A 21,300-nucleotide genomic window follows, 5' to 3' on the forward strand; every position below is an offset into this window, starting at 1 on the left:
ACAATTTGCTTCCCATAGAAGCCATTAAAGGACTTTTTTTGGACAATCCCTTTCATTTTGAAAATGTGAGTGCATGAAATTCAAAAAAAAGACCTTTCTCAACCTTCTGCTCATACTTTTTGTTGTATCATTCTTTGTTACGCCCTTAGGGCATTATTCAAAAATTTGGCTGAACAGGATCTTTGCCACATCACCCAAAATAATTGAAAAGGCTGAAAGGAAGCAGATAACCGACTACGATTGGAAGCTGAAAGATGCGGATTGGAACTTCTTCAATTTTGAAAAGTCAAAGGGTCGTGTGATTTTCATCAATCTATGGGCATCTTGGCGGTTGCCTTCTGAAGCAGAATTGGCCAGCGTGCAAAAGCTGTATGATGCGTACCGGGGAAAGCTTGATTTCTACATAATCACCAATGAAGAAAGGGCCCCGGTCGAAGAATTCATGCAAAAGCAGGGGTTTACCTTTCCGGTCACTTATTTGATAATTGGTGAAAAGACACCAATAGATGTTGAAGAGGTACCTTCTTCATACATAATCGACAAGAACGGTTACATTGTGATCCATGAAAACGAAATTGCCGATTGGGACTCAAGCGTGGTTCACAATCTTTTGGAAGAACTCTTGGAAGAGTAGTTCTTTTTAAAATACTTGAAAGGCACTACCAGCATACCGAAGCACTCACCGTCTTCTTTGCCCAAATGTTTGTGGTGCATTTTATGGGCCCTGCGTACACCGCGCGCATACCAATTGTTGGCATTTCTGAATATCTTGAACCGCTGGTGTATAAAAATATCGTGTACCGTGAAATAGGCGATGCCATAGGCCAAAATTCCAAAGCCAAGCGGCCAGCCATACCAGAATTCGGTCTGGGCACCAAGATAGAAGCAGACCATGCTCACCACTGCATAGAATAGAAAAAAGGCATCGTTCCGTTCAAACCATGAATCGTGGTCTTTTTTATGGTGATCTTTGTGCAGGCTCCATAAAAAACCATGCATAATGTATTTGTGGGTAAACCATGCCATGAACTCCATAAAAGAGAAAGTTGCCAGAAAAATAACTATCCAAATCAGTGTTTTCATGCTTATACCAAATTCAATTTATAACTGACATATGATGTAGCCAATAGCCCAAATTTTTGATAATTGGGCACCCGAATTCGGGTGTTTTTTATTTCCAAAGGAGGTGTTTTCACCAACTTGTCCAATAGTTTGCTGTAATATTTGTATGCCGTGTACACCCCAAATTTAGAGTCGTTCGGTAATTTGGCAATACCGGCGTGCCCCTTTTTGAAGTCATCACGTATTTCCTCGACAATACGGTTTTTTGAAACTTCATCCAACTTGGCCAGGTCGATGTGTGGGAAGTAGGTTCTGTTCAGATCTTCAAAATCTGCTTTTAGGTCGCGCAAAAAATTTACCTTTTGAAAGGCAGAGCCCAAAGCCATGGCAGACTCTTTCAATTCACCATACCTTTCTTTATCGCCCTTTACAAATACGCAAAGACACATGAGGCCGACCACATCTGCCGAACCATAGATGTATTCTCTGTACTCATTCTCGGTGGCATACTCTTTTTTGGTCAAATCCATCCGCATACTGCGCATAAAGGCATCTACCAAATGTCGCGGAATACCATATTGGTGGTAGGTATGTTGAAAGGCGTTGAGTATTGGGTTTAGGCTGATTTTTTGGGAAAGTGCCTTATCGAGGTCCTCTTCAAAATGGTTCAGCAGTTCTTTCTTGTCATAGTCATGAAAGCTATCGACAATTTCATCGGCAAATCTGACAAAGCCGTAAATATTATAAATGTGCGATCTAATGTTGGGGCCCAACATTTTGGTTGCCAGCGAAAACGATGTGCTATACGATTTTGTGACCGTTTTACTGCATTGGTATGAGACCTTGTCAAAAATTGCCTTCATGTATTAACTGTATTGTTTGGTAATGAGATTTGAAACCAATTTTCCCGATATCAGAGCTGGTGGTACGCCGGGCCCCGGAACGGTCAATTGACCTGTAAAAAACAGATTCTTGACCTTCTTACTTTTTAAGGGAGGTCTAAGAAAGGCGGTCTGCCGCAGTGTATTCGCCATTCCGTAGGCATTGCCCTTGTAAGAATTATAGTCTTTGATAAAGTCTTTTACGCAAAAGCTCTCCTTAAATATAATATTATTCTTGATTTCTTGCTCGGTGCGTTTTTCAAACCTGTCGATGATGATGTCGAAATATTGGTCACGTAGGGTTTCGGTATCTTCAAGTCCGGGAGCAATGGGTATCAAGAAAAATCCAGTCTCGCATCCTTTTGGAGCCATACTGTCATCTGTCACCGATGGAAAATTGGCATAGAACAAGGGCTCTGTTGGCCATTGTGGCCGGTCATAGATTTCTTTTGCATGTTCGTCAAAATCGGTGTCGAAGAATAGGTTGTGGTGGCCTATTCCACGTAGTTTTTTGTCGAAGCCCACATAGAACAACAGGCTTGAGGGGGCAAAGGTCTTTTTTTGCCAATACGTTTCTGAGAATTGCCGGTACCGAGAATCGAGTAGGGTTTCGGTATGGCTATAGTCTGCACCACTGATTGCCATATCACATGCAATATCTTTTCCATTTGCCGTAACAGAGATTACTTTGCCATTCTCTACATTGATTTTATCAACCGGGCTGTTCGTTTCGATGCCAACACCCAGTTCATGCGCCAAAGCGGTCATTGCCTTTACGATTTCGTACATTCCGCCCTTGGGGTGCCACGTGCCCAAGCCAAAATCGGCATAGTTCATAAAACTGTAAAACGATGGGGTCTTACTGGGTTTAGCGCCCAAAAAAAGCACAGGAAATTCCAGTATTGAAATCAATTTTGGGTCGCTTACCCTTTTTCTGACTTCTTGACTAATGTTTTTAAAGAATTGATCAACCCGCATAATGGTTTCAGGGGTCACCAGTTCAAAGGGCGATTGCCCCGGCCTTAGCACAATATCGTTGATGGCGATTTGGTAATTTTTTTTGGCCTTGGCCATAAATTTTTTGAGCTCATTGCTGCTACCGACTTCCAACCTTTCAAACTCTTCACAAATTTTATCCAAGCTATCGCCAATGGTTACTTGGTCATCTGAAAAAAATACTTTGTAGGCCGGATCGAGTTTGTCAAGCTGGTAATAGTCTGAAGCCTTCTTGTCGAAATCGTTGAAAAAGTTTTCAAAAATATCTGGCATCCAGTACCAACTAGGGCCCATGTCAAAGGTGAAACCGTCTTTTTTGAACTGTCTGGCCCTACCGCCGACCGTCGCATTTTTTTCTAAAATGGTGACGTCAAAGTTGTTTTTGGCCAAATAGCAGGCACATGACAATGATGAGAACCCTGAACCGATAACAACAGCTTTTTTCATTTGTTGGGATTCTAAAGCGATTTTGACAGTTCTTCTATCGATTCAAATATGGTGACCACGGGTGGAAGTTCTTTCAGCTCCAATTGCCGTACCTGTCTCCCCAACACCCAAAGCCTTGATTCGCCATGGCGGTTGAGGTTATTTGAAAAATCTGCAATATATTTTTCCAATCTATCTTTTGTGGGCGAGACTGTGAAATACGAAACGAAGCATAGATTATCGTAATATTTCAGTAGGTCAGACAAATTTTCAAGGGGCATGGTCTGGCCCAGATAAATTGTCTTGTAGCCTTTGAGCAGTATTTCATAGTTCACATACAACAGCCCGATCTCATGGATTTCGTTCTCAGGTAAAAATAGGGCAAACACCTTGTCATGCCTCGTAGGGGGTTTCGTCTGCAGTTTTTCGGTGTGCACATAGATTTTCTGTTTGATCAAATTGGTGATAAAGTGCTCATGCGCCGGACTTATGGTATCAGTTTGCCATAAGAGCCCCAATTCGGTCAAAAGTGGAATAAAGACCTCATAGAACACCGTCTTGAACGACTTCTCGGCCAGCAGTGAATTATACGTTTCGTAGAAAAGGTTTTGGTCAAAATTTACCATGGCCAATTTGAGGGCGTTTATGGCATGGCTGTTTTCACTGGTATTGGCAATAATTTCATGAACCTTTTCAGGTATTTGCTCTTCGGGAATTTTTGCAATTTTCGAAATCTTAAATCCATTGTTGTATAGTAGGGTAATGTTCAATAGTTTTTGAAGGCTGGCCAGGCTATAGGTACGAATATTGGTACTGGTTCTTTCAGGCTTGAACAGATTATAGCGTTTCTCCCATATACGAATGGTATGTGCCTTTATTCCAGAGAGATTTTCCATATCCCTGATACTGAACGATTGTTTTACATTGTTCATTTTTTTTCTAAAAAAGTTAAACAAATTTACAATTAAATCAACGTAACAGCCCTAAGGTATCGTTAATTTTTTGGTAATTGGAAAATTTGACAGGAAGTGAAGTGCTGAAAATCAAGGAAATCAAAAAAGGTAAAGTGCCCACGACTGGAGTCGAACCAGCACGTTCTTTCGAACACTACCCCCTCAAGGTAGCGTGTCTACCAATTCCACCACGTGGGCATTTTTTGGGATGGCAAATATAGAAAAGTATTTTTACTTGAATCATATTTATTTTCATGGACGATGCTTGAAATCCAATTTAAAAAGTGGACGGGGAACATTGCTCATGTAAGAATTTTGCCATCTTCCATCTGAATGATCCGATCCGTTCGTTTTGCGAAATCCTCATCATGGGTCACCACCAACAGCGACAGATTTTGGGTTTCCTTCAAGTCCTTGAAAATATTGAACACGTTCTCGGCATTGTAACTGTCAAGGTTGCCGGTAGGCTCATCGCCCATAAGAATGTCGGGGTCGTTGATCAGGGCCCTAGCAATGGCAACCCGTTGTTTTTCACCGCCAGAAATACGAGAGGCCCGCTTATTGGCCAAATGTGGTATGTTGAGCATACGTAGTTTTTCCATGGCATCGTGTTCGATCTGTCCATTGGTCTTGGCGCCCAGTTTTTTAGCAGGAAGCATCACGTTTTCAAGCACGCTGAACTCAGAGAGAAGGTAATGGAACTGAAACACAAAACCGATGTGCTTGTTTCTGATCTTGGACAATTCTGAATGTGGTTTTCCACTCACCATCTCCCCGTTGAGAAAAAGTTTTCCCTCGTAATCGGTGTCCATGGTCGAAAGAATGTACAACAGTGTAGATTTTCCAGACCCTGATTTGCCCATAATGGAGGCAAATTCACCCTTTTTGATGCCGAAGCTGATGTCTTTCAGCACGTGAAAGAGCACCGGGTTTTTAAAGTATTTGTTGATATGCCTTGTTTCCAACACCAAATCCATCCTTCAAAAATTAGGTGCCCCTGATAATTCGTACGGGGTCAATTCGTTTGGCTTTGGCCGAGGGGAAGTAGCCCGCTACAAAAGTCGATATAAGCGCAAAGGTTATACCCACCACATAATAGAAAACGTTATAGTTTACGGGATAGGTGGTAATGGTGGGCAATGCCTCGGTCTCAAAGGCCAAGTTGTCTATGGTCTTAGAGAGTAAGAACCCTATAAAAAGTCCCAATATCCCACCGATGATACCGATAATGAGCGCTTGGCTCATAAAGATCATCTGTACATCGGTACCCGAGAATCCGGTTGCCTTCAAGATGGCGATATCCTTCATTTTTTCATAGATGAGCATATTCAAAATATTATAGATGCCAAAACCGGCCACGATCAGCAGGGTTACCGAAACGGCATAGGTAATAAGGTTACGGATGCTAGAACCGGTTTCAAACTGTGCATTGGCCCGTTGAATGTCAATGGCCGTTACGTTGAACTGTCGTTCCAGCGATTTGGCCAAGTCTGGGGCCTGGCCAATATCGTACAGCTTCATGTTTATATCGGTCACATAATTCTCGGCCTCACCTAGAATGCGTTGCACGGTCTTTAGATTGGCAAAACTTTGAATGTTGTCGAGATCGGCGATACCGCTTTGGTAGATTCCGACGATTTTTAAGGGTGTTACATTGCCCGTGGGTGTGCTGACCTGTATTCGGTCACCCACATCTACCGACATTTTTTTGGCAAGACCCGCCCCAAGAAGTATGCCGCTTTTATTGTTTTCAAGGGCCTCGGGGCTTCCTTTTACAATGTAATCGCCCATATTGGCCAGGCGCACTTCTTGCATTACATCGATGCCTGTGAGGTTGCCGCCCAGCTCTATGGAACCTGAAAGGTAAAATATTTGCGCCTTGACCTGGGGCATGGCGCCCCTTACTAGCTCATTTTCCTTTAGATATGATAGGATCGGAAGAGCATTGTGTATCTTTTCTTGGTTCTGTTTTGGTTTGACCGAACGTACCACATTCACGGCATCTGTAAACTCATCAACGAATGAGATGGGTTGTCTGTCAGAGGGGGCAATTTCATTGTAAAGCCTAATATGTGGGGTTTGATCCAGTATAAGGTCGTCGAGCATTTGGTTCAGCCCGGTCATGAAGCTTACCAAGGTAATGTACGAACCTATGCCAAAGGTGACTCCCAGAGAAGCTGTTACGGTAGATTTCATCTTGGTCAACAGATGTGTTTTGGCAATTTCTAAGATTACTTTCCAATTGGTCATTGTGTAGGCTTGATAATTTCGGTATCCTTGGTAAGGCCCTCAACGATTTCAACGTACTCAAGGTTTTGTAGCCCTGTGGTTACTTTTACCGGCCCGTCTTCGGTCAAGACATGAAAGTCGTCCATGAAATATGCCTTCGGAACGACCAGGGCATTTTTCTTGGTGGCAATGATGATATTGGCTTCACCGGCCAGACCGGGGTACAACGTTTCTGGGGATTCATCAAATACACCCTCAACTTTGAAGGTCTGCGATTTCTCATCTTTCTTAGGATATATTTTGGTGATATGGGCCTCAAACACTTTGTTGGGGTATGCATCTAGGGTGATAAACGTACGTTGGCCCTTGTGTAGTTTTACGATATCGACTTCATCGACCAGCATTTCAATAAGAAAATCTGTTGAGCTGCCAATTGCTGCCAGTGGTTGTGAGGTGGTCACCAATTCACCGGGTTCTTTGTTGACGGCGTATACGGTTCCTTTGATTTTACTACGCACGGTAAAGTCTTCGGCATTGGTCTGGGTACTTATATAGGTGTTTTTGGCCTGTTCAAACTGTATGGCGAGCTCTTTCTCCATTCTACGATACTCGCTTTGCAAGCGATTCAATTTTTTTTGGGACAGTTCATAGGCCAATTTTCTGGAATCGTATTCCATTTTTGACCCTATTTTCTGCTCCCACAATCGTTTTTGACGGTAATAGTTGATCGAATCGTTGGTCAGTGAAAGGCGTGCGGCATCGATATCGGCCCGTATCTTTTTTAAGATGGGCGAATTGGGCCCATAGTTCGCCCTTGCCAGTTCTAGGTTCAATTTGGCGTTCTTTGAATTGAGCAAGGGATTGGTATCGATAATCTTAAACAGCACATCGCCTTGCTGTACGGTATCGCCCTCTTGAACCTGTATGTGGTCCAATATGCCATTAACGGGGGCATGCACATCGTACAGGCTATCGGGCTGTACCAATGCCGAGGCATATACCGACTCTGTTATATCGATTGTCAACGGTAGTACCTTTTCACCATCATTGCCGCAGGAATTCAAAAGAACAGCCACCAAGGAAAAAAGAACTATGCCTATTCGCAAAGGGCAATCGGTACATTTTTTCGAACGGCACATAGAATGCTATTTGGTCCCAAAATATATTGGCATAGGCCATTTGGCAATGATAATTGTCATTTTACAGGGTCTTGGTATTGGCTACCTTGTAATCGGTTCGGATTCTGATACTATGATAAAGGTAAAGAGATTTATCAAGATTTTGTTTTGGCTGGTCCTGGGCATATTGTTGGTATGGTGGCTACTTACCCTGTATGTGCAACAAAAAGGCCCTTATTATAGTCAGTTCTTTGGTAACAAAGAATCTACCATTGCATTGATTGCTTTTGACGGTGACCCTTTTTATAATTTAGATGAGCGTGTGTGCACCGCGTTCGCCAAGGGCTTATCGGCAAATGGCATTGGTGCGCAGGTAGTTTCTGTACGGGCTTTGAATGATGTTTTGCCTGGTGAGTACGACATGATGGTGTTTTGTGCCAACACCTACAACTGGGCACCTGACCGGGCCATGGTCGAGGCGATCAAAGACCAAATAGATATCGATGGCCAAAAGGTAGTTGCCATAACTATTGGTAGTGGCTCGACAAAACGGGCCCAAAAATTGTTCGAACAGACAATTATTGAAGAAGGTGGCCATTTGTTGGCTACTGAGACCTATTGGTTGTTAAGACCCAACGATGAGTCGCAATTAGAGCAATCGAACGTGGTTGTAGCAGAAAAAATGGCAATTGAAGCCGCTAACAAAATTGCCGGTAACTTCTAGCCCCGGCCAAAAATAAACGTTATCGCATGAACAGTATTTTGGTTCCCATAGATTTTTCAAAACATTCATTGTTCGCGCTGGAAGCAGCGGCACATCTTGCCAGGCAGACCAATGCCAGTATACTTGTGTTACATATGTTGGGGCTTTCAGAAGCGGTTTTGGCCAAGAGTGAAACACAAGAACACCAAGAGGCACAATATTATATGAACCTTGCCAAAAAACGCTTTAGGCCTTTATTGGAAAAGCCTTTTCTAGAGGGAATAGAGGTTGAGATAATGCTTCAGAACTACAAGATATTCAGTGAGCTTGATGAAATTGCCAGTGAAAAGGGCATTGACCTTATTGTAATGGGGTCACATGGAAACGGAGGAATCGGCACCTTGGTGGTGGGGTCAAATACCGACAAGGTCATTAGAACCTCATCGGTGCCCGTTCTGGTCATCAAAAAAGAACATTCTTCGTTCGAAATAAAAAAGATGGTGTTCTCGACCCACTTGGGTGAAGAGACCATTGATGCCTACAAAAAGGCCAAGGCGTTTGCCGACACGTTCGCTGCCCAGATGGAGGTAGTGTACATCAACCTCCCATATCATAATTTCAAGAGTACAAAAGAGATTGAAAAGAAAATAGATGTTTTTAAGGCCTTGGCAGGTGGAACCATAGATGTGCACGTGGCCAATGATTATTCCGTTGGAGAAGGGGTCATGAACTTTTGTGAAAGGCAGGGCGCCGACTTACTGGTAATTCCCACCCATGGCCGAAAAGGGCTGGTTCATTTTTTTAAGGGAAGCATTGGGGAGAAAATGGCAAAACGCTCAACGGTGCCTGTACTTACCATAAGAATTTAACAGTGGGGTCAGTCTTTCTTGAACAGCAATTCCAGTTTGCCCAAGAGCATGAGCTCCGATTTGTTTTTGCCAGAAAAAGCCCCGGCAATGGCATTGGCCGTATCGTAGATCAATGCTTTTACCTTTTTGGTAAAAATTGATGGATGTTCGTGAAAAAAATCGACAAATTCATCAAAACGATCACGGCTTTCTTTTTCGTATTCCAATAACCAGTCAAAAACAATCTCTATCTGAAAGGCCGAATCGGTACCGAATTCGTCTTCTGTTTCATCCAAAGACAGCCATTTTTCACGTACAATCTTCTTGAGCGTATCAAGCTCTTTTACGTGTACGGTTCTATCGGCCATGGCAATGGCATAGAACAGACATCCAACCTTTTGGTAAAACGTGTTGCTGATTTCAGGTGAATTTGAAAGTACCATCTTGGTTACATTATGGATACAAATGTACGACAGCATGATGATTTGATGTTATGATATAAATCAGTTAATAGTACCTTTGGGTACATGAAGGTTTTTGAGAAGAACAGTAACATCTTTCAATTATTGACCGAGGCGATATCTGAAGGGATATTGGTGGTCAACGCGGAACAACTAATAGTGGCTAGTAATGGATCTGCCTGTCAAATGTTCGGATATGCAGACGGGGAGCTTGTGGGCAAATCGCTGAACACCTTGATTCCATCAAAATACCATGCTGCACATAAGGGGCATGTGAAAAAATTTCTCAAACGCAGTGAAAAAAGGCGTATGGGTGCTGGGTTAGATTTATTTGGTATCCGTAAAGACGGGGCTCAATTTCCGGTCGAGGTTGGTCTGAACCCCTTCGAATTGTATGGCAACACCTATATCATGGCCCTTATTTTAGATGTTTCTAAACAGAAAGAGCAGGAATCAAAGATAAGGGAACTCAATGCTCAACTTGAACAAAAGATTGAACAACGTACCAAAGAATTGCGGACAACTGTCAGTGAATTGAGAGATGAGGTAAAACGAAGAAAAGAAGCTGAGGAAAAGGCCAAAGCGTCTCTTAAAAAAGAAGTGGAACTAGGCGAACTAAAAACAAAATTCCTTTCACTGGTGTCTCACGAGTTCAAGACCCCGTTGAGTGCCATATCGACATCTACCATGTTGCTTTCCAAATATACCCAGACCGAACAGCAAGAAAAACGGAACAAGCACTTGGCAACCATAATGGCCAAGGTCAAATACCTGAACAACATTTTAAATGACTTTCTTTCGGTGGAAAGGTTGGAGTCTGGCAAGGTCAAGTACAACATCACCTCATTTGCGTTGAGCAAGGTTGTCAATGAGGTGGTGTACGATTCGAACATGTTGTTGAAAACGGGCCAAAGAATTCTTTATCCCAATGATATTGATGATATAATTTTGGAATTTGACGAAAAAATTCTTGAATTGGTACTATCCAATCTTATCCATAATGCCATCAAATATTCCCCTGAAGATGCTACCATCGATTTGAGGGCCAGCAAGGGAGATGGCCATATTACGATAAAGGTAATTGACGAGGGCATAGGTATACCAAAAGATGACCAGAAACACATTTTTCAACGCTATTACAGGGCCGGAAATGCACTATTGACCCAGGGTACCGGTATCGGATTGAATATTGCAAAGCTGCATATCGGAAATTTGGGAGGGGATATTTCTTTTACAAGCACCGAAGGCGAAGGTTCTGAGTTTGAGTTGAAGCTTCCTTACAAAAACTCTAAATTAGGGTCATGAAACCAGCATCAAGAAATTTTAAAGCTAATTCACAAAAGAAATGATTAAAATTTTTAAAGCGAGAACGAAATGGTTGCGGGCATTCTCAATTTTATAATTACCTTGTTATCAATTAATTATTGAAATTTAAACGCGTGAAAAAAGTACTGTTAATCGAAGATGATCTGTCGTTGAGGGAAAATATAGAAGAATTATTGGAACTCTCAGGGTACGAAGTGGTGACCGCACCGAATGGCTGTATTGGTGTAGACTTGGCCCGGCAAGAGGCCCCCGACGTGATCGTTTGTGATATCATGATGCCCGAAATGGATGGCTACGGGGTATTGAAAGAACTTTCATCAGATTCCCAGACCCAGCAGATTCCCTTCATATTTCTTTCGGCAAAGACCGAGCGTTCAGAGGTTAGAAAGGGCATGGATATGGGTGCCGACGACTACCTTACCAAGCCCTTTGAAGAAGACGAGCTTATAAGTGCCATAGAAAGTCGCCTTGCCAAAGCCCAGATACTTGCCAACAACGAGGTGGCCACTTCATTGAACAACGATGGCGGCCAAGAAGGGGTGCACACCTTGCACCAACTGAAAAATTTTATCGACGACCATGGTACTGTGGAGAAATATGAAAAGGGGGCCATCATCTTTGATGAAAATGCACATGCCAATAATGTCTTTCTCATTTTAAAGGGCGTTGTCAAATGCTACCGTATGGATGAAGATGGCAAAGAGTTGATAACCAGCTTGCACCACGCTGACGACTTTTTGGGCCTTACTTCCTTTATCGATAATGTGACCTACAGAGAGAGTGCCGCAGCGGTTGAAGAGGTAGAGCTCGCAAAAATATCGAAATCTGAACTGAAGCATTTGGTTGAAAGCAACCAAGATGTCTCAATGGAGTTGATGGAATTGCTTTCATCGAACATATCGGAATACAAAGACAAATTGCTTCAAATGGCCTATGGTTCGGTGCGCAAGAAAACCGCGCGCACCTTGCTGCAGTTCGCCGAGATACTTAAAAAAGGCCCCGACCAGCCCATCAATATAGCCAGAAGCGATTTGGCCAGTGTGGCGGGCATTGCTACCGAAAGCCTGATACGAACCCTATCGAACTTTAAAAAGCAAGGGCTTATAGAGGTGGGGGGACGAAACATTAAGATTTTAGATGTCAAGGGCTTACAGTCGGTGATCTAAAAGGGGGCGCAATCACTGGCCACAAGTTTGCTAACTGATATTTGTCATTTTTTCGAGCACCGTACCCCTCTACATTTGTTGGGTAAGTGTATAATGGAATGAAGAACATCCTAATCCCAACTGATTTTTCTGAGGATGCATGGAAGGCAATACAATATGCCCAATTGCTATTCAAAGAGGTGGAATGCAATTTTTATTGCTTGCATGTGAGCGATTTGGTAGAATATGCCGTTGTTACTGAAAATGAAGGCAATGGCAATGGAACCGGGGTTGCCAATGGAACCAGAATGACCGCCTCCAAGAAGCAGCTCAACGATTTCTTAAAAGCGGCCGAAGACCACTTCACTAACCAAAAGCACCACTTCTTCGGCATTCATGATCACGGCTTCTTCATCGACTCCATTAAAAAGCACGCAAAAGAAAAGAAAATCGATTTGATTGTAATGGGTACCAAGGGGGCTACTGGGCTTCGCAAGAGAATCATTGGCAGTAACACAGGCGATGTGATCACCAAGGTTCCTTACAACACCTTGGTCATCCCCAAAGAAGCAGCGCTCAAGAGACCTGAGGAAATCGCTTTTCCGACAGATTACAACATCTTTTATTCGCACAAGATTCTGGAAGCGCTGTCAGAAATGATCCGATTGGGCGATGAGGGGAATCTTAGGGTGATGCATGTGACCAGATTGGGCGGAATTCTGACAAGTGAACAGAAGAAGAACCAAGAATACCTTCATGATTTTTTGATGGAGAGTTTCCCTGAAAACAACAGTTTTCATACCCTTACCAACAAAAGCGTGAATGCGGCCATACAATGCTTTGTCGAAAGCAGGGATATCGACATGATGATCATGGTGGCCAAGAACCTGAATTTTCTACAGCAAATGCTTTTTGACCCCTTGGTAGAGAAGATTAGCTTCCATACCAATGTTCCATTTTTTGTGATTCATGAGTAGCACCAATTTGCTTCTTTTTTTGAGTTGACCAATGTCATAGTTTAAAAAATTGTACCGCCATACATTTAAGTGACAATCGATTTTTTGCCATGAAGACAATCTTGATTCCCACAGATTTCTCTAAAAACGCACGTCACGCCATAGACTTTGCAGAGAAACTCTATTGGTGCGAACGCACCCATTTTTGCTTATTGCATGCCTATGCCGATGAGGTGTATGGTGACTTCAAAAATGTCTCTGAAAAAGAGTTTGACCAACGGAAAGAAATGGTTAAAGAAAATGTGGATGAACAGCTTTCAAAACTGGTTGACGATGTAATCGAGACACCCCCCAACCCCAAGCACAGCTTTGAGACGATCAGTGTATTTGAATCTTTGGTCGATGCAGTGAACGATGTGGTCAACCAAAAGAACATCGATTTGGTGGTTATGGGTACACGGGGCAAAAACCAAAAAAGCAAGGTCACTTTTGGGAGCCATACAGTGCAGGTCTTCAAGTATGTCAGTTGTCCAGTGTTGGCCGTGCCAATGAAGTTTGAATACCGTCAGCCCAAAAATATAGCCTTCCCCACCGATTTTATGGTCCCCTATAAAAGAAGGGAACTGAAATTGTTGGCCGATCTGGCCCGACAGTTTAAATCTGAGATACATCTGCTCTATATTTCTGATTTTGAAGATTTAAGCCACCGACAATTGGACAATAAGCGCTTTTTGCAGGATGCCTGTTGCGACTGCTATGTGTCTTTTGAGCGTACGGGCGTTCGCAACAAAGCCGAGGCCATAATGGACTATATACGATCAAACGCCATAGACCTATTGGTAATGGTAAACTCAAGACACTCTTTTGTTGAAGATATGCTCTATCGCTCCACTGTGGACGAAATCGGGCTCACAGCAAAGGTTCCCTTTTTGGTTATGCAGAATTTACCGAGATGAACAAGTGAAGCCATGAAACAAATTTTGTTGCCCACCGATTTTTCAGAGTATGCCTGGAACGCCATTTTCACGGCATTGAAGCTTTTTTCGGGCGAAACCTGCCAGTTTTACCTATTGAATGTCTATGAGCCGCATATCGAGAACCTGGTGGGCCTTAATGTTTCCAGTAGGGCCGGTACTGTCTATGAGGCCGTTGACAAGGCTTCAAAGAAAGGTCTTCAAAAAACCATACAGGCCCTAACAGACCAAAATACCAGTGCCGAGCACCAATTTGAAACCCTTTCACGGCCGGGTGCGCTTGAAGAGAACATTTTGGAAATCATCGCAGAAAAAGATATCGATCTAGTAGTAATGGGCACCAAGGGGGCCACGGGTGCCAAACGTATTTTTTTGGGAAGCAATACCGTCAAAGTTTTGAAGAAGGTAGCTATATGCCCTGTGCTGGCGGTACCTAGGGAGCATGACTTCAAGAAGCTAGAAACGGTTGTTTTTCCAACTGAATTCACCCATTTTTTTAAAAAGGGAAGTTTGGGTTTTTTAATTGAACTGGCCAAGACCTGGAAGTCAAATATTGCCGTGTTGCACGTTGCCCAACAGTTTATGTTGACCAAAACGCAAGAGCGGAACAAGAAGATTCTCGGCAATCGATTGGCCGGTATCGGCCAATCGTTTCATAGAGAAACAATCAAGTCGACCGTCGCCAACGCCATTACCGATTTTACAGAGGCCGTTGGTGCAGATATGATCGCACTGGTTCGTTACCAGCACACATTTCTTGAGGGGCTTACCCAAGAACCTGTGGTCAAGAAAGTAGCTTTTAGTGCAAAGGTTCCCCTATTGGTATTGCCCGAATAACAAACAATGAACACTGGTTTCAACATATTGCTGCCAACCGATTTTTCTAAAAATGCACAGCATGCCGTGCGCTATGCGGTTACGTTATTTGCCGATGCCGATTGTACCTTTTATTTGCTCAATGCCTATGAGGCGGGCCCATCGGCACTGACATCAAAGATGTATAGGGCACGCGACACCCGGTTTTTCAGGGCCATAAAAAAACAGGCTGAACGCGAACTTGACCGTGTGTTCAAAGAACTTACAGAGGGCAGTACCCACCCACGACACCAATTTAAGAAATTATCGGTGGCCGATTCTCTGGTGAACGCCGTTGGCAGGGCCGTGGTCGACCTTAATATTGACTATGTTGTTATGGGCACCAAGGGGGCCTCTGGCCTCAAAGAGGTGTTTATGGGGAGCAATACGGTGAAGATAATCAAGGCCATAGATTTTTGTCCATTGATAGCTGTGCCCCAAGAGTTTCCGTTGAAAAGGCCAAAAGAGATTCTTTTTGCCACGGGGTATGAACATATCTACGGTGCTTTTGAACTGTCGCCTTTGGTGAAAATTGCCCAATTGTGCCAATCAAAGGTGATAGCGATGCACATTCGCAAAGAGGAAGAACTTTTAGAGCACCAGAAAACGGCAAAGGAACTTCTGTCGAAGCGATTGAAGAGCATTTCCTACGAATTGAGGGAGGTGGCCAACGGGAAAAGTTTGGTCAAGCACTTAGATGACTACATCGGCAACCACGAAGAAATAGGCCTGCTTACAATGATCAACTATTGGCATAGTTTTTTTGAGAAGATTACCCACGAACCGGTCATCAAAAAAGTAGCTTTTCATTGTAAAGTACCCTTTTTGGTCATTCACTCAGTACAGTGAACATTGATCATGCTTACATGGCAGAAATGTCCATTTCTGTTGAATAAACTGACCAAAATCATATTATGTTCTGCATGCCATCACTAGCTTTAAAAAAGTCAAAGTCTTAGTGTTATGTTGAGAATATTATTGCCCACCGATTTTTCTGATAATGCATACAACGCCATAGCGTATGCGTTGCAGTTGTATGCCAAAAGCACCTGTACCTTCTATCTATTGCACACGTACACACCTGCTGTTTATAGGGCTGAGTATATTCTTCAGAGTCCTGGGCAATTTGGTCTGGGGGATGTGTACCAGACCTTGGCCATGAACCGGCTGGATAAGCTCAGGAAGAAACTTGTGGAAGCGTTTCCCAACCCAAGGCACAACCTTGTGCCCCATGCGGCTTTCAACACTTTAGTGGATGAGGTTCAAGAAGTGGTCAATAATGAGAACATAGACATTGTCGTGATGGGAACCCAAGGGGCTACGGGAGCAAAGGAGATTTTTTTGGGGACGAACACGGTACATGTCATGAAAAAAGTGGGGGTGCCATTGTTGGTCATTCCGCCCAACAAGGCTTTTGAAAATATCGAAAGGATACATTTCCCTACCGATTATGAAGTAGACTATAATGAGGGTAACCTTAAAATGCTTTTCCACGTTGCCAAAGAGCACAGCTCGAGCATTGAGGTGATGCACGTTTCAACCGGATATGAGTTGACCGATGATCAGAAAAAGAACAAGGTCAAACTGCAAAAGATGTTGAAAGGCTTGCCACATCGTTTCCATGATTGGCCCAGCGAAGAGATCATTACGGCGATCAACCGTTTTCACCAAGAGCATGGCACACAGCTCTTGGCCATGGTGCGAAATAAGCACACCTTCATTGAGCGGTTGTTTGTTGAGCCCATCATCAAAAAGATAAGTTTTCATGCCACCATACCCTTTTTGGTAATGCCCCAAGAACCTTAAAACGTTGTACAATGTTGAACATATTAGTACCTACCGATTTTTCACATGATGCCTATAACGCCCTGTTTTATGCCACCAAACTCTATAAGAACGAGGCCTGTGTGTTTCATGTACTGCACACGTATGACCACCATTCACCATTGAAAAGAGACTACAGGGGTCACGAAGATTCCAAGACCTTGGAAGAATTTTTGTGCCGTAAGGTCGACGAATGCTTAAAAGAGGTCTGCCACCGGGCGGTACGTGACGCGGGCAAGAATGACCTCCACCAATTCAACACGGTGATGCGGCATGGGCAATTGGCAAAAGAGGTGGAACACTATGTAGCAGAACATGCCATTGATATTGTTGTAATGGGGGCCAAAGGTCAGACGGGGGCCAAAGAACTTTTTTTTGGCGGAAACACCATGGCCGTGGTAAAGGCCGACCTGAACTGCCCTGTGCTCTGCGTGCCCCGGCAGATTGATTATACGCCACTTACCAAAATAGCCTTTGTCTCTGACTTCAAGGCATTTGATTTTAAGCATCTTGGGCACCTTGTCAAATTGGCCAATTTGCACCAGAGTGAAGTACACATTGTCCACATCTTAGAGAAATCACGGCTTGATAGCGAACAAGAAGGCAACAAAGAAAAACTCCTTTCTTTTTTTGAAAAGCGTTCGCCCATTGTACACCTTTTGCTCAACGAACGTTCGAAAGCGGCCACTATTAGCGATTTTGTCTCAAAAAACGGCACCAATCTCTTGGCCATGGTCTATCACGAACATTTCTTTTTGGAAAAACTGTTCAGGGAACCCGTTATTTTGGATGTAACCCATTACGTGGATGCCCCTCTTTTGATATTGCCCGACCGTTAGGTAATGACAAATACACAAGGGTCTAAAACCATTAAACATGAACGATATGAAACAAGTAGGAATTTGGATAGACAAGGAAAAAGCATATATAGTCACACTCTCAAAAGATAGTGAGGCATTTGAGACGGTCAATTCTGAGGTAGAATTTTTTCACCCAAAGGGCGGATCTCGTTCCAAGACCCGTTGGGGCCCCCAAGAGGTGGTGCAAGACAGCAAATATCTTGAACGTGAAAAGCATCAAATGCAGCGGTATTTCAACAATATTGTTCCCTATATTGAAAAAGCTGAAGAAATAGCCATTTTTGGTCCCGCCGATACAGGTCAAAAATTCAACAAATTCCTTGAATCGAAAAATCAGGCCCTTGCAAAAAAAGTAAAGAATGTACAAAAGGCCGATAGCATGACGCATAATCAAATCAAGGCTTTGGCACGCGATTTTTTTGCATCAAAATAAGGGTGTTGGTTGCAAATTACTTAGAACCGTTATCCACCAAATCATGAAAAAAAAGAGTAATGAATACGTTGACGTTGTCAAATCATCAGGCGACAAAGTGCCATTCTCCAAAAAGAAGCTCAAAGAATCACTTATAAGAAGTGGGGTTGGTGATCTTGTTGCTGAAGATATTGTTGCAAAGGTGAGCTCTGAGCTTTACGAAGGTATTAGCACCCAACAGATTTATAATCGTGCTTTTTCCCTACTCAAAAAGCACACCTCGGTACTGGCCTCAAAATACAAACTCAAAAAGGCAATTTATGAATTGGGGCCCACCGGCTTCCCCTTTGAGAAATTCATCAGTAATATTTTGCACTACTCTGGTTATAAAGTACGAACCAATGAAATACTTGCTGGGGTATGCGTGGCCCATGAGGTTGATGTAGTTGCCGAACAACAACATCTAAAAACATTGGTGGAATGCAAATTTCATAGTGATGAAGGGCGGTATTGCGATGTTAAGATTCCACTTTACATACATTCACGTTTCAACGACATAGAATCGTATCAAAGAAAAGACCAAACCGAACTAATGAACCTTACCGCAGGTTGGGTGGTCACCAACACGCGCTTCAGTAAAGATGCCGTGGCCTACGGGCAATGTGCAGAGCTATATCTTTTGAGTTGGGACCATCCGAAAGGCGAGAGCCTTAGAGAGCGTATAGATGGGTTGGGGCTGTACCCCATAACGGTTTCTACTATTCTCTCAAAAAGAGAAAAAGAATTTTTGTTGGGAAGAGATATCGTACTCTGTAAACAATTGTTGGGAGATAGGTTTTATTTAGATCATTTGGGTATTACCGAACCCAGAAAAGAGAAGATTTTGGAAGAAATAGAGCTGCTCTGCGCCGTTTAAACTGTAGCGATGGACCTTAAAATCAAATTTCTAGGGGCGGCCAATGAGGTTACCGGTTCAAAGCACTACCTGGAAACACCTGAAACAAAATTACTGGTAGATTGTGGTGTTTTTCAAGGTGTCAAAGAACTACGAGAACTCAACTGGCAAAAACTACCGGTTGCGGTAGCGAAAATTGATTTCGTGTTACTGACCCATGGCCATTTAGACCATGTGGGGTATCTTCCACGCTTGGTCAGAAATGGGTTCAGGGGCAAAATTCTCGGAACCGCCCCAACATTGGCCATTGCACGTATTGTGCTGCTCGATAGTGCAAAAATTCACGAAGAAGAGGCAGAAAGGGCCAACAGGGAGGGGTATAGCAAGCACTCGCCGGCCATGCCTTTTTTTACCGAGAAAGAGGCAGAATTTACCCTCCGATTTTTCGAAGCGGTCGAAAAAAATGAGTGGAGACATCTAAGTCTCAATCTACGCTTCAGGTTCAGGTATGTGGGCCATATTATTGGAGCCTGTTTTATCGAGCTTGAAGCCCACGGTAAACGATTTGTCTTTTCTGGTGATGTGGGTAGACAAAACGATTATTTGTTGGCCCCACCAAAAAGGCCCAGATGGGCCGATTATCTGATCATGGAGAGCACCTATGGGCACCAACTACACCCGCAGGAAGACCCAGAGAGGGTTCTGACAGACCTTGTTCACCGAGTGGTTCAAGAGCGTGGCAATCTGGTAATCCCTTCCTTTGCCATTGAGCGCCTGCAATCGCTGATGTATGTGCTCTACAAGTTGTACAGAAAGAACAAGATTCCCGGTATTCCGGTATTTGTCGATAGTCCTATGGGGGCCAACGTGCTGTCTGTTTTTGATGATTATAGAGAATGGCATACACTTTCTCGCGAAGACTTTCAGGCAATGTGCCGTTATGTTACCATAATCACTTCATACGCCGATACCTGGAACACCGTTGACGACCCCCGCCCGAAAATAATTATCGCCGGTAGTGGTATGGTCACCGGAGGCAGGGTGCTTGTGTACCTCAGCCAATTGATAAAAAAAGAGAATACCCATGTGCTTTTGGTCGGCTACCAGGCAGAGGGCACGCGTGGTCGTCTGTTGCTAGAAGGGACCCCTGAGCTAAAAATATTCGGAAAGTTTTTGCCCGTAAAGGCAAAAATCCACCATTTACAGAGTCTGTCGGCACATGCCGATCAAGCTGGCCTGCTGCATTGGCTGGGCGGTATAAAAAATGTTCCAGAGCAGGTATTCCTGGTTCACGGCGAGCCCACAGCACTTGATGCCCTAAGGGTAAAAATTGTTGATCGGCACGGTTGGCGGGTGCGCATCCCTAAACTTTTTGAAACCTTCGGCATGTGGGCCTGATGCTCTCTTACTGATAAAAATCATTTTTAATCAGGGGGTTATGGATTAACTTATGCTTTGAACCTTAATATTGTTGGTTGTGGAAAAAATTCCCTTTAGCAAATATGATAGCAGAAAGATGGAAGATCTTCATTGGGAAACCCAGCAATGGAAATCAGATTTGCAATTTGTGCATGATGAGGTCATGTTCATCGAACAACTATTGCAATCATACGTGTTTGAGCCCAATACCCCCAACCTGTTTGAGCGGCTCCAAGATTATCTTGCACGCCTAGAGACATTCAAAGACGAGAGAACCCGGTTATTGGCGGCCTTGGCAAGGCACGAAAATGAACTTGGGGGCATGTGGGAGTGCAAAGACAGTGACTGCAATGGAGGCTATCATAAAAGTCATGATGATTTACGGACCACGGTTAACGGTCTGACAAAAAAGTTCAGTATCCTAAAATCTGAAATCTTCAATTATGCCAGGGGAATTCTGAAGAAAAGAAAGGCTTAGAACCCTACCGGCAGCAAATTATTAAAACACATGCCATGAAAACAAGAAAAATTTCCTATTTCGAATGGATCAGCGCAGAAGAGATGCACGAACAATCAAAAGATTGGTTTATGCAGTTGAACTTTATTCGTGATGAACAGCGTTTTTTTCAAGATTTGATAAAAAACCACACGCTTGACATACTGGATGAAAAACTTTTCGACGAGAGCAAGAAAGTTGTAGCACTGCTTTCAGAAATGGAAAAGAGCCTGATACCTCTTTTCAAAGAAGTACAGAAACATAAGAACCAATTAGAGATCATGGTCGATGATGTCGACCAACCAGAGATGGAGAAGGCCTACCAAAAATCACATCAGAACATCTCGAAAAAAATGGGCAGTTATGTTGTAAGGTACCGATCATTGAAAGAAAAAATCTTTTCATTGTTGAAAACGGTCCTTAAAAAAAGAAAGCGCCGAAGACTGTTGAATTGATTTGCC

The 21,300-nt window shown here is 43.3% G+C and carries 24 protein-coding genes and 1 tRNA gene; 16 read left to right on the forward strand and 9 right to left on the reverse strand.

Annotation, left to right across the window (positions count from 1 at the left end):
* Positions 1-73 precede the first annotated feature (73 nt).
* Positions 74-634 carry a TlpA family protein disulfide reductase gene (locus tag VC82_RS11570; protein WP_045802512.1) on the forward strand — a complete coding sequence of 187 codons (561 nt, stop codon included), beginning with the start codon at positions 74-76 and terminating at the stop codon, positions 632-634.
* Here the strand turns inward: VC82_RS11570 and VC82_RS11575 are convergent.
* The 8 genes from VC82_RS11575 to VC82_RS11610 form a co-directional block, all read right to left on the reverse strand.
* Positions 601-1,083, reverse strand: coding sequence for a sterol desaturase family protein (locus VC82_RS11575; RefSeq protein ID WP_045802513.1), 483 nt, complete (start codon positions 1,081-1,083; stop codon positions 601-603). The two genes, VC82_RS11570 and VC82_RS11575, sit on opposite strands and share 34 nt — an antisense overlap.
* A 2-nt stretch (positions 1,084-1,085) precedes the next feature.
* On the reverse strand, positions 1,086-1,925 hold the full coding sequence (locus VC82_RS11580) for a phytoene/squalene synthase family protein (RefSeq protein WP_045802514.1): 840 nt from the start codon (positions 1,923-1,925) through the stop codon (positions 1,086-1,088).
* A gap of 3 nt (positions 1,926-1,928) precedes the next feature.
* Positions 1,929-3,386, reverse strand: a complete 1,458-nt coding sequence (locus VC82_RS11585) for a phytoene desaturase family protein (protein WP_045802515.1) — start codon at positions 3,384-3,386, stop codon at positions 1,929-1,931.
* 11 nt (positions 3,387-3,397) lie between these two features.
* Positions 3,398-4,297 (reverse strand): MerR family transcriptional regulator, encoded by a 900-nt coding sequence (locus VC82_RS11590; RefSeq protein WP_045802516.1) that lies wholly within the window; start codon positions 4,295-4,297, stop codon positions 3,398-3,400.
* Between the two features lie 135 nt (positions 4,298-4,432).
* Positions 4,433-4,516: transfer RNA gene (locus VC82_RS11595), tRNA-Leu, on the reverse strand.
* A gap of 104 nt (positions 4,517-4,620) precedes the next feature.
* On the reverse strand, positions 4,621-5,295 hold the full coding sequence (locus VC82_RS11600) for an ABC transporter ATP-binding protein (RefSeq protein WP_045802517.1): 675 nt from the start codon (positions 5,293-5,295) through the stop codon (positions 4,621-4,623).
* A 10-nt stretch (positions 5,296-5,305) separates the two neighbouring features.
* Entirely contained in the window at positions 5,306-6,568 is a 1,263-nt protein-coding gene (locus tag VC82_RS11605) for an ABC transporter permease (RefSeq protein WP_045802518.1), read from the reverse strand.
* A complete protein-coding gene (locus tag VC82_RS11610; RefSeq protein ID WP_245615894.1) occupies positions 6,565-7,653 on the reverse strand; it encodes an efflux RND transporter periplasmic adaptor subunit in 1,089 nt (362 codons plus the stop codon). Before VC82_RS11610 ends, VC82_RS11605 begins: the two co-directional genes overlap by 4 nt.
* Between VC82_RS11610 and VC82_RS11615 the strand changes: the two genes are divergently transcribed.
* Together VC82_RS11615 and VC82_RS11620 are read left to right on the forward strand one after the other, a co-directional pair.
* The gene (locus VC82_RS11615; RefSeq protein ID WP_170218300.1) at positions 7,640-8,389 is read left to right on the forward strand and encodes a hypothetical protein; all 750 of its coding nucleotides are present in this window, start codon (positions 7,640-7,642) and stop codon (positions 8,387-8,389) included. The two genes, VC82_RS11610 and VC82_RS11615, sit on opposite strands and share 14 nt — an antisense overlap.
* A 26-nt stretch (positions 8,390-8,415) precedes the next feature.
* Positions 8,416-9,237: a universal stress protein gene (locus VC82_RS11620; protein ID WP_045802521.1), complete on the forward strand. Its 822-nt coding sequence runs from the start codon at positions 8,416-8,418 to the stop codon at positions 9,235-9,237.
* Positions 9,238-9,245: 8 nt separating this feature from the next.
* Here VC82_RS11620 and VC82_RS11625 read toward each other — a convergent pair whose 3' ends face one another.
* Positions 9,246-9,659, reverse strand: coding sequence for a hypothetical protein (locus VC82_RS11625; protein WP_045802522.1), 414 nt, complete (start codon positions 9,657-9,659; stop codon positions 9,246-9,248).
* Positions 9,660-9,743: 84 nt separating this feature from the next.
* Here VC82_RS11625 and VC82_RS11630 point away from each other — a divergent pair, with 84 nt between their 5' ends.
* The 13 genes from VC82_RS11630 to VC82_RS11690 all read left to right on the forward strand — a co-directional run bounded on the left by VC82_RS11630 (position 9,744) and on the right by VC82_RS11690 (position 21,294).
* Positions 9,744-10,982, forward strand: a complete 1,239-nt coding sequence (locus VC82_RS11630; RefSeq protein ID WP_045802523.1) for a PAS domain-containing sensor histidine kinase — start codon at positions 9,744-9,746, stop codon at positions 10,980-10,982.
* Positions 10,983-11,116: 134 nt separating this feature from the next.
* Complete coding sequence (locus VC82_RS11635) at positions 11,117-12,169, forward strand: response regulator (RefSeq protein ID WP_045803420.1); 1,053 nt, start codon at positions 11,117-11,119, stop codon at positions 12,167-12,169.
* A gap of 98 nt (positions 12,170-12,267) precedes the next feature.
* On the forward strand, positions 12,268-13,125 hold the full coding sequence (locus tag VC82_RS11640) for a universal stress protein (RefSeq protein ID WP_045802524.1): 858 nt from the start codon (positions 12,268-12,270) through the stop codon (positions 13,123-13,125).
* 89 nt (positions 13,126-13,214) lie between these two features.
* Positions 13,215-14,060, forward strand: coding sequence for a universal stress protein (locus VC82_RS11645; RefSeq protein ID WP_045802525.1), 846 nt, complete (start codon positions 13,215-13,217; stop codon positions 14,058-14,060).
* A 12-nt stretch (positions 14,061-14,072) separates the two neighbouring features.
* Positions 14,073-14,915 (forward strand): universal stress protein, encoded by an 843-nt coding sequence (locus VC82_RS11650; protein WP_045802526.1) that lies wholly within the window; start codon positions 14,073-14,075, stop codon positions 14,913-14,915.
* 6 nt (positions 14,916-14,921) lie between these two features.
* Positions 14,922-15,782, forward strand: coding sequence for a universal stress protein (locus VC82_RS11655; protein ID WP_045802527.1), 861 nt, complete (start codon positions 14,922-14,924; stop codon positions 15,780-15,782).
* Between the two features lie 114 nt (positions 15,783-15,896).
* On the forward strand, positions 15,897-16,739 hold the full coding sequence (locus tag VC82_RS11660; RefSeq protein WP_045802528.1) for a universal stress protein: 843 nt from the start codon (positions 15,897-15,899) through the stop codon (positions 16,737-16,739).
* 11 nt (positions 16,740-16,750) lie between these two features.
* On the forward strand, positions 16,751-17,596 hold the full coding sequence (locus tag VC82_RS11665; protein ID WP_045802529.1) for a universal stress protein: 846 nt from the start codon (positions 16,751-16,753) through the stop codon (positions 17,594-17,596).
* A gap of 46 nt (positions 17,597-17,642) precedes the next feature.
* Positions 17,643-18,050 (forward strand): hypothetical protein, encoded by a 408-nt coding sequence (locus VC82_RS11670; protein WP_045803421.1) that lies wholly within the window; start codon positions 17,643-17,645, stop codon positions 18,048-18,050.
* A 43-nt stretch (positions 18,051-18,093) separates the two neighbouring features.
* Positions 18,094-18,945 (forward strand): ATP cone domain-containing protein, encoded by an 852-nt coding sequence (locus VC82_RS11675; RefSeq protein WP_045802530.1) that lies wholly within the window; start codon positions 18,094-18,096, stop codon positions 18,943-18,945.
* Positions 18,946-18,954: 9 nt separating this feature from the next.
* Positions 18,955-20,322, forward strand: coding sequence for an MBL fold metallo-hydrolase RNA specificity domain-containing protein (locus VC82_RS11680; protein WP_045802531.1), 1,368 nt, complete (start codon positions 18,955-18,957; stop codon positions 20,320-20,322).
* Positions 20,323-20,401: 79 nt separating this feature from the next.
* Positions 20,402-20,821 carry a hypothetical protein gene (locus tag VC82_RS11685; RefSeq protein WP_245615896.1) on the forward strand — a complete coding sequence of 140 codons (420 nt, stop codon included), beginning with the start codon at positions 20,402-20,404 and terminating at the stop codon, positions 20,819-20,821.
* A 35-nt stretch (positions 20,822-20,856) separates the two neighbouring features.
* Positions 20,857-21,294, forward strand: a complete 438-nt coding sequence (locus VC82_RS11690; protein ID WP_045802533.1) for a hypothetical protein — start codon at positions 20,857-20,859, stop codon at positions 21,292-21,294.
* Positions 21,295-21,300: the final 6 nt, after the last annotated feature.

The organism is Flagellimonas lutaonensis, from assembly GCF_000963865.1.
GTDB lineage: Bacteria > Bacteroidota > Bacteroidia > Flavobacteriales > Flavobacteriaceae > Flagellimonas_A > Flagellimonas_A lutaonensis.